7 protein-coding genes and 1 pseudogene are annotated in these 9142 nt (G+C 73.7%); all 8 read left to right on the forward strand.

All coding sequences use genetic code 11. The annotated features are described in order from the left end of the window. Positions 1–146 precede the first annotated feature (146 nt). Positions 147–1556 carry a histidine kinase gene (locus J0670_RS39340; protein ID WP_307806619.1) on the forward strand — a complete coding sequence of 470 codons (1410 nt, stop codon included), beginning with the start codon at positions 147–149 and terminating at the stop codon, positions 1554–1556. Next, entirely contained in the window at positions 1508–2173 is a 666-nt protein-coding gene (locus tag J0670_RS20820) for a response regulator transcription factor (protein WP_207813151.1), read from the forward strand. Before J0670_RS39340 ends, J0670_RS20820 begins: the two co-directional genes overlap by 49 nt. 195 nt (positions 2174–2368) lie before the next feature. After that, on the forward strand, positions 2369–3913 hold the full coding sequence (locus J0670_RS20825; protein WP_207813152.1) for a DUF2637 domain-containing protein: 1545 nt from the start codon (positions 2369–2371) through the stop codon (positions 3911–3913). 180 nt (positions 3914–4093) lie between these two features. Beyond that, the gene (locus J0670_RS20830; protein WP_207813153.1) at positions 4094–5383 is read left to right on the forward strand and encodes an aldolase/citrate lyase family protein; all 1290 of its coding nucleotides are present in this window, start codon (positions 4094–4096) and stop codon (positions 5381–5383) included. A 125-nt stretch (positions 5384–5508) separates the two neighbouring features. After that, a complete protein-coding gene (locus tag J0670_RS20835) occupies positions 5509–6165 on the forward strand; it encodes a YigZ family protein (protein ID WP_207813154.1) in 657 nt (218 codons plus the stop codon). Positions 6166–6335: 170 nt separating this feature from the next. Continuing rightward, positions 6336–6650, forward strand: a complete 315-nt coding sequence (locus tag J0670_RS20840; RefSeq protein WP_207813155.1) for a cupin domain-containing protein — start codon at positions 6336–6338, stop codon at positions 6648–6650. 261 nt (positions 6651–6911) lie between these two features. Continuing rightward, complete coding sequence (locus tag J0670_RS20845) at positions 6912–8675, forward strand: hypothetical protein (protein WP_207813156.1); 1764 nt, start codon at positions 6912–6914, stop codon at positions 8673–8675. Positions 8676–8789: 114 nt separating this feature from the next. Continuing rightward, positions 8790–9142: pseudogene (locus J0670_RS20850) on the forward strand (hypothetical protein); the annotation flags it as partial.

Genomic DNA, 9142 nt, shown 5'->3' on the forward strand with positions numbered 1-9142 from the left:
GGGCCTTCTCAACGGGCCGGTGTTGCTCCTACCACTGTCAGGTGGTCCTAGGTCCACCCCGGAATTGGGGTGCCACGGCCAGTGTCCGGAGCGGGTCGTTCGTGAACACTGATGAAGGACGATCGGGACCGGCATCAGGAGCTTGCGTGACCACAGAGACTCGTACGAGCGGCACGTCCGTGCGTGCGCAGACCCAGGCGGCCTTCCAGGCCGGCGGCCAGGGGCTGGCCCGGCTGGCTCAGGTGGTGCTGGCTGCTGTGCCGGGGTTCGTGCTGCCGGTGGGGGCGGCCATCTTCGCGGGGGTGGTGACGGCCCAGTTCCTGCAGTTCTACTACCCGGCTTCCCTGGTGGCCCTCGTTGCGGCGGCGGTCGCGGGCTCCGCGGTGGCGGCCGCTTGTGTCCGTCGGACGGCGGACCGTACTCGGCTGTTCCTTCAGCGGTGGTACGGCGTCCGCCTGCCGGCGGTCTACAAGCCTCTGCCGGAGCTGGAGTTGGACGCCCGCGGGCACTGGTGGACGGGCTACTCGTACCACCGCTCGCAGACGGTCGCGAAGTACGCGCAGTTGGTCCACTGGGGCTTGCGTGACCGCACCACTCGCGTCGAGATCCTCTGGCTGCTCGTGAACCCCTTCCTCGTCGCGGCCCTGGCCGGCGCGGTGGGCTTGCTGCTGGTGCTGGGCACGGTGTTCGTCCTGTCCGGCCCGGTGCTGGGGGACGGGTTCGGTCCGATGAGCCCGCGGATGATGTCCATCGCTCTGAGGTTGGTGTTCGGGACGGGCATGGTTCTCGCCGGGATACTCCTGGCCCCGTACGCGGTGCGCGGGTACGCGGAGGTGGCCCGCCGGGTGCTGGACCAGGACGGCCGGGCGACGCATGCCCAGCTGACCAAGCGGGTGGCCCAGTTGACCGAGACGCGGGCGGACGCGGTGGGAAGCCAGGCGGCCGAACTGCGGCGGATCGAGCGCGATCTGCATGACGGCGCGCAGGCCCGGCTGGTCGCGATAGGGATGACGCTGGGCACCATCGAGCACCTGATGGAGACCGACCAGGCGGCCGCCCGCGAGCTGCTCTCCGAAGCACGCCAGTCCTCGGCCCGGGCGCTGCAGGAGCTGCGGGACTTGGTCCGCGGCATCCACCCGCCGGTGCTCGCGGAGCGCGGACTGGGCGACGCCGTCCGGCTGCTGGCGCTGGACAGCGCGCTGCCGACCGAGGTGTTCGTGAGTCTGCCGGACAGGCTGCCGGCCCCGGTGGAGGCGGCCGCGTACTTCAGCATCAGCGAGCTGCTGGCCAACGCGGCCAAGCACTCGGAGGCGGACCAGGTGTGGGTGGACATCCTGTACCGGGCCGGGTTCCTGCGGGTCACGGTGACGGACGACGGCGTGGGCGTGGCGGATCCGTCGAGGGGGACCGGTCTGCGCGGGATCGAGCGCCGATTGGGTACCTTCGACGGTGTCCTCGCCATCGACAGCACGTCGGGCGGTCCCACCACCATCACCTTGGAGTTGCCGTGCGAGTTGTCCTCGCCGAGGACCTCTACCTCCTTCGCGAAGGCCTGATCCGTCTGCTGGAAGCGCACGGTTTCACCATCGCCGCCGCGGTGGAGACGGGCCCCGAGCTTTTGGAGGCGCTGCTGACCCACCGGCCGGACGTCGCCGTGGTCGATGTCCGGCTTCCCCCGACGCTCACCGACGAGGGGCTCCAGGCCGCGCTCGAGGCGCGTCGGGAGATCCGTGGCCTGCCGGTGCTGGTGCTGTCCCAGCACGTCCAGCAGCTGTACGCACGGGAGTTGCTGGCCGACGGCACCGGCGGGATCGGCTACCTGCTGAAGGACCGGGTGTTCAACGCCGGGCAGTTCATCGACGCGGTCCGCCGGGTGGCGGCGGGTGGGACGGCGATGGACCCGGACGTGATCGCCAAGCTGATGCAGACCACCTCGCGCCGGCCCGGCCCGCTGCTCGGGCTCTCCCCTCGCGAGCGCGAGGTGCTGGAGCTGATGGCCGAGGGCTGTTCCAACTCGGCGATCGCCGCCCGCCTCTCGGTGAGCGACGGCGCGGTGGCCAAGCACATCGCCAACATCTTCAGCAAGCTCGAACTGGCCCCCGACGAGGACGCCAACCGCCGGGTGCTGGCCGTACTGGCCTACCTCAACGGCACAGCGGAGCAGAGCCGCTGACGGCCCGACCGGCCCCGGCGCACGGGGTGCCCCGCGCTGTGACACTCCAGGCTGCGGAAACGCTGAAACAGGTGTACGAGTAAACTCCGGTGGGCCGAGCCCGGAGGTTGCTCAGCCGTCCGGCGGCCCGATTGACGGGGACCGGCAGCCGAGGCGCGTACGGCAGCAGCCGACATCCAGGGGTTGATAGACGTAATGGCACGCCCAACGCTCACCAAGGCCCATCGCGGCCTGCTCGGCCTGGTCGCGGCCGGCGCCTGCATCATCTCGGGCATCGGGTTCGCAGGCTCGTACAACGCGGTGCGCGAGCTGGCCCAGGAGAAGGGTTTCGGGGCCTTCTCCTACGCCTTCCCGATAGGCGTCGACGCGGGCATCGTCGTGCTCCTCGCCCTCGACCTGGTGCTGACCTGGCTGCGGATCCCCTTCCCGATGCTGCGTCAGACCGCCTGGGTCCTGACCGTCGCCACCATCGCCTTCAACGCGGCCGCCTCCTGGGGCGACCCGCTCGGGATGGGGATGCACGCCGTCATCCCGGTGCTCTTCGTCGTGGTGGTCGAGGCCTCCCGGCACGCGGTCGGTCGGATCGCCGCGATCACCGCGGACCGCCACATGGAGTCGGTCCGGGTGATGCGCTGGCTGCTCTCCCCGGTGCCGACCTTCCGGCTCTGGCGGCGGATGAAGCTCTGGGAGCTCCGCTCCTACGACGAGGTCGTCCGGCTGGAGCAGAACCGCCTGGTCTACCGGGCGCAGCTGCGCTTCCGGTACGGCCGGGGCTGGCGCCGTTCGGCGCCGATCCAGGCGCTGCTGCCGCTCAAGCTCGCCAAGTACGGTGTGCCGCTGGACCCGTCGCTGCTCGACCGGCTGGACGAGGAAGCCCGCGAGCGCGAGGCCCAGGAGGCCCTGGCGGAGCAGAAGGCCCAGGAGCTCGAACTCCAGGAGGCCCGCGCCACCGCGGCCATCGCCCCGGCCGTGACCACCGCCGTCCCTGCCACGGCCCCGTCGCAGCAGCTCCCGCAGCAGGCCCAGGCCCAGGCCCAGAGCCAGCCCGAGCCGACCGCCGAGTCGCAGCCCCAGGACCAGGCCGCGACCCAGCCCCCCGCGGCCACCGCACCGATGTCGGCCGAGGTCGCCGCGCCGATGCTGGCCAAGCTGGCCGCCGTCCGACTGCGTGCGGCGCAGGAGCCGGAGGAGACGGCGGACGCCGTCCCGCAGCCGCGCAGCGAGGAGCTGAACGTCTGGACCGAGCGCCCGGTCCGCACCACCGGCCACCCGGCCGACGCGGCTCCGGGCGGCCGGGTGCCGGGCCAGGCCTCGCCGTGGTTCAAGCCCCCGCGCCCGGTCGCCGAGGTGCCCGCCCCGGCGCCCCGACCGCAGGCCCAGCACCCGCAGCAGTCCCAGGCCCAGAGTCAGTCCGAGCCGACCGTCGAGCCGCAGCACTCCACGGCCGAGCGCTCGTCCCAGCCCGAGCAGCCCGCTCCGGTAGAGGAGCCCGCCCAAGCCGAGGCATCCGAACCTCGTCCGGCCTCCGCGCGCCTCGACCTGGACCTGGTCTACGACGCCCTGCTCTCGTACATGGACACCCACGACGGCCGCCACCCCGATCCCCAGCGCCTCGCCGCGTGGCTGACCACGGAGTACGGCATCACCGGGAACGGCCCGAACGGCTCCGTCCATTCCAAGGACGTCGCCGAGCTCTACCCGCAGCTGGACGAGCGCTACGCCGACGCCGGGAGGGACTGAGACGGGGACGGGCCGGGATCCGGAGGGACTGAGCCCGCGCCAACACCCCTGCGTCCACCGCGCGGTCGGCCATTGACGACCGTCCGTCCTCCATTGACGCCCGACCCCGCCGGAGCTACCTTCGCTTCAACAAATTGTTGAAACGCTGGTTCGGTGTGGATTCGGCATGGAGGAGTGCGGATGTCGCAGGTCGAGATCGACGGAACCGGGCCGACGGGCGAGGCCTCCTTCTCCGCCGCCGCCCGCGCCGCCGTGGAGGCGCTGCTCGCCCCGGTGGACGCCGATCTGGCGCGCCGTTACCCGGGTGACTCCGGCGCCAGGCAGCCGGTGCACACCGTCTACGTCCCGGCCGACGCCTTCCACGCCGACACCGTGAGGGAGTGGGGCCGCCAGGCCCTGGAGTCCTTCGACACCCACGCCGGCACCCCCGCCGAGCTGGCCCGCGCCCTCGGTGTCGCGGACGACGCGCTGCTCGCCGACGTGCACGCCCGGGTCCGCGCCAAGCTGCGGCGCGAGCCGGTCGAGGACCTGCGGATCGACTTCGAGGACGGCTACGGCCCCCGCCCGGACGCCGAGGAGGACGCAGACGCCGTCCGCGTCGCCCGACTGGTCGCCGCCGCGGTGGCCGGGGGCGGCGCGCCGCCGTACGTCGGCATCCGGATCAAGTGCATGGAGGCGCCCGTCCGCGCCCGCGGCATCCGCACCCTGGAGCTGTTCCTGGCCACCCTGTTGGCGAACGGCGGCCTGCCGGAGGGCCTGGTCCTCACCCTGCCCAAGGTGACCTACGCCGAGCAGGTCACCGCGCTGGTCCGGCTGCTGGAGGACTTCGAACGCCGCGCCGGGCTGCCCGCCGGCCGGATCGGCTTCGAGATCCAGATCGAGACCACCCAGGCCGTACTCGGCCCGGACGGTCGGGCCACCGTCGCCCGGATGATCGAGGCCGCCGAGGGCCGCGCCACCGGCCTGCACTACGGCACCTTCGACTACAGCGCCTCCTGCGGGGTCAGCGCGGCCCACCAGAGCATGGACCACCCGGCCGCCGACCACGCGAAGGCGGTCATGCAGGTGGCCGCGGCCGGAACCGGGGTCAGGCTCTCCGACGGCTCGACCAACGTGGTCCCGACCGGGTCCACCGAGCAGGTGCACGCCGCCTGGAAGCTCCACCACGACCTGGTCCGCCGTTCGCTGGCCCGCGCCTACTACCAGGGCTGGGACATGCACCCGGCACACCTGCCGACCCGCTACGTCGCGGTGTACTCCTTCTACCGCGAGGGCCTGGTGGCCGCCGCCGCCCGACTGGCCGCCTACGTCGCCAAGGCCGGCGGGGACGTCATGGACGAGCCGGCCACCGCCCGGGCGCTCAGCGGCTACCTGCTGCGCGGCCTGGACTGCGGCGCCGTCGACCCGGCCGAGGTCACCGCGCTGACCGGCCTGGACCGCGCCCGGCTGGACGCCCTGGCCGGCCGCTGACCCCGGCCGCCGATCCTCCGGCCGCCGATCCTCCGTCCGCGGGCCAACTAGGCTGGCAGTGTGCGCCCCGCGACTCCGGGGCGCGCACCGCCAGCCGTCGCCGTTCCCGGGAGAACCACCGCGCCATGTCCGCCACGCCGGAGCCGACCACCAGGCCGTACCTCACCATCCGGCGGGCCGGCAGCCACGAGACCGAGATCAAGAAGTCCCGCTTCATCTGCCACCTCGCCAGGGTCGCCGACGAGGACGAGGCACAGGCCTTCATCGCCGGCATCCGCAAGCAGTACTGGGACGCCCGGCACAACTGCACCGCCTTCGTGGTCGGCGAGGAGCAGCGCCGCGAGCGCTCCAGCGACGACGGCGAGCCCGGCGGTACGGCCGGGGTGCCGATGCTGGAGGTGCTGCGCCGACGCGGCCTGACCGACACGGTCGCCGTGGTGACCAGGTACTTCGGCGGGATCAAGCTCGGCGCGGGCGGCCTGGTGCGGGCGTACGGGAACGCGGTGTCGGAGGCCATCGACGAGGTCGGACTGCTGGAGCGGCGGCCGGTCGCGCTGCTCGCGGTGACGGCGGACCACGTGCGCGCCGGGCGGGTGGAGAACGACCTGCGGGCGGCCGGGTACGTGGTGAGCGACCTCGCCTACGAGGCGGCCGGGGTCCGGATCGAGGTGGGCGTGCCGGAGCCGGAGGTGGCCGACTTCCACACCTGGCTGGCCGAGGCGACCGGTGGTACCGCGGTGGCCGTCCCGGCGGGCCGGACCTTCGTCGAGGTGCCGGTCTGACGGACCGGACGCCCGTTTCGGACGGGGCGTCGGACGGTCCATCGGAGCGGACGTCGGCGGGTCGGGCCGCTTTTCGGCCAGACATTCGGCCAGTTCGCGGCCGCTCCGTGTCGGCGCGCGGAGCGGCCCGCCTAGCCTGATCCGGCCGCCGACCAGGAAGCCGACCCGAGATGTCCCTCGTCCGGAGCATCACCCTGCCTCCGGGCGCCAGCACCGGCTGGCACTACCACCCGGGCCGGGTCGAGGTGGTGGTGCTCTCCGGCACGCTGACCAGGACGCTGCACGACGGCCGGGTCGAGGTCAGCCGGGCCGGGGACTCGCTGGTCGAGGAGGCCGGACCGGTCCACGTCCACGAGGGCCGCAACCTCGGGACCGAGCCCGTCGTGCTGATCGCCAACTACGCCGCCCCGGAGGGCCACCCGCTGGCCGTACCGGTCGCGTCGCCCGCGTGGAGCCGCAGCGGCGCCGGCACCGCCGAGGACTGAGCGGGTCCGTACGGCCCCCGCGCCGGTTCGTACGCCCCGATGCGCCGGCTCGAACACCCCTGCCGGGTCCGCTCCTTGTAACCGAGGGCTCGCGCCACGCGGAAGACGGCTTGAGCAGATTCACTCGAACGTAGTGTCGTGGCCCCGAGTTGGAACTTCCGCTCCGGGCCGTGGCGTTTCCTGGGCAAGGATCCGGCCGAACCGGACGAAAACCGTCGATGGAGGACACGAGACCCCACCCCGCACCACGGAGGTACGCGCATGACCTCAGACCGTTCGCACTCGCCCGCCGGTGCCGACCTGTTCGGCCCCCACGGCCCCGCGACGCCCTACCGGATGACCGTCGCCACCGCTCTCCCGCACGCCGAGGCCGTCGCCCTGGCCGACGAGCAACTCGCCTCCTGGCTCAAGCACGAGGGCTGCGAGGAGCCCCCACCGGCCCTCCGGGGCCCCTCCGGGACGGCCCTCGACGCCAGGCCCCCCGCCGCCGAGCGCCTCCGCCTCGGCGAGCGCGTCCTGCTGGACCGCGACCGCGGCCCGCTGCGCGGTGCGTCGGGCGCCGGCCGCTACGACCGCCGCCGGCTGCGTCGCCCGGCCCCGCACGGCACCCACCAGCTCACCCTCACCGTGGCCACCGGGGCGGAGGGCCCCACCTGGTTCCGGCTGGAGGCCGAGACGCACAGCACCGGCAGCGGCGTGCGCACCCCCTGCCGGGTGCCGGTGCCCGAACTCGCCCGTACGCTCCTCCCGCTGCTCGACGCCACCGACGGCCCGGCCGCCGTCCACCCCGCCCCCAGGGTGATCACGGCCGACGAGGTCGACGCGCTGATCGACGAACTGTGCGACCCGGAGCGCCGACTGCCCACCGTGGTCGCCAGTGTGCCGGTGAACCTCCCGCTCGACCGCTGGGTCGAGGACGTCGTCCGTCCGCTCTGTCAGCAACTGCCCGGCCTCGCCTCCGTCTACGTGCTGGACCCGGGCGCCCGTACGGGGTTCAACGTCGCGCTGGAGTACCACACCGTGTACGGCGGAGCGGTGCGCACCTATCTGCCCGAGGTCGATCCGGCCTCCCGGCAGGATGCCGCCCGACATCCGGTGCTCGCCCGGGGCCGAATAGAACAGGACCTCCGCCGCGCGGCCGGGCTGCTCGCCCGCGAACCGCGCCGGCTCGCGGCCGACCAGCCGCTGCCGCCACCGCTGGCGGCCGTCCCGGTGCTGCGGGTCCCGCCGCCACGGCTGCGCCCGGTCGCGGAGCGGGCCGACGACCAGCCCGAGGACCAGACCGTCGGCGGGACCGCCGAACTGACCTCGCTCGCCCGCGAGGAGCAGCAGGACCGCGCCGAGCAGCAGGCCAGGGCCGACGAACTGGAGCGGGTCCGGCACACCCTGCACCTGGAGCGCCACGACCGCGGCCCGGCCCGGGACGGCCACGAGGGCCGCCTCCGTACCGGCACCCGCGCCCTGACCGGCCGCCACTGTACGCTCCCGGGTGCCACCGTCGGTGCCGTCCCGTCCCAGCCCGCCGGCCGTCCCGGCAAGCCCGAGACCTTCACCGAACTCCTGGCCAGGATCGACGAGTTCTCGCTGCTCACCTTCACCGGTGACCAGAAGGCCGCGCTCGCCCTGGACGGTCTCCAGTGCGCCGGAGCCGGCTGGGCCCGGCTGGCCTGGGACGGTCTGACGGCCCTGCAGGAGTACGCCGAGGCGGCCGTGCGCGGTGCGGCCCGCGGGGACTTCAAGCAGTGGTGCGAGCGCACGCCGGAAGGCTGCCACCGCTTCCCGCCCCGCAAGGCGGTGCGCGGGGAGTCCCGGACGGTGTTCAGCCACACCAAGTGGAAACGCGAACGGATGCTGCCGGTACCGGAATGCGTGGACGCCTCCCGGCGGGCGTTCATGGGCGCACACCTGCGGATCGGCGGCGGCCGCACCGCACCCCGGCTGCACTACCTGGACGACTGCTCCGGCAGCGGCCGGATCTACGTCGGCTACATCGGTCTGCACCTGACCAACACCCGTACCAACTGACCGGCTTGGCTGACCGCCGCGCCCGTTCGGTGGACAATATGCGGCAGGGGCGGGGTCGCAGGGTGGCCGGCCGCCCGGGGCAGGTGCCGGACGAGCATGGGGGAACGACGACCGATGCAGTACTCAGCAGACGGCCAGTCCGACGGTGCCGCCACCGTCCAGTTCCCCCAACCGGGCTTCCTCGCCTCGGTCTTCCGCGACCTCGGCGCGGACCAGGGCCCGGAGCCGGACGGCGCCGCCACCGGCCGGTCCGAGCCCGACCGCCCGGGCGAGGAGCCGGTCGGCGGCCCGAGTGCTGACGGCCCGGCAGCCCCCGGAGCAACGGCAGCCCCAGGAACAACGGCCGCCGGCCCTGTGTCCCAGGGCGTCCCCGGCCCCGGCCCCGTCCCCGGCTCCACCGACTTCGGGGACGCCGGGGACGCCGTCGCGGAGCACGCCCGGGCCGCCGCCCTGACCCACCACCGCAC

It is taken from the genome of Streptomyces sp. FH025, from assembly GCF_017427025.1.
Lineage (GTDB): Bacteria > Actinomycetota > Actinomycetes > Streptomycetales > Streptomycetaceae > Kitasatospora.

What these genes read in the sequence shown, in the direction of transcription:
- J0670_RS20825 (WP_207813152.1), top strand. Translation starts at nt 2,369, where the DNA reads ATGGCACGCCCAACGCTCACCAAGGCCCATCGCGGCCTGCTCGGCCTG.
- J0670_RS20830 (WP_207813153.1), top strand. Translation starts at nt 4,094, where the DNA reads ATGTCGCAGGTCGAGATCGACGGAACCGGGCCGACGGGCGAGGCCTCC.
- J0670_RS20835 (WP_207813154.1), top strand. Translation starts at nt 5,509, where the DNA reads ATGTCCGCCACGCCGGAGCCGACCACCAGGCCGTACCTCACCATCCGG.
- J0670_RS20840 (WP_207813155.1), top strand. Translation starts at nt 6,336, where the DNA reads ATGTCCCTCGTCCGGAGCATCACCCTGCCTCCGGGCGCCAGCACCGGC.
- J0670_RS20845 (WP_207813156.1), top strand. Translation starts at nt 6,912, where the DNA reads ATGACCTCAGACCGTTCGCACTCGCCCGCCGGTGCCGACCTGTTCGGC.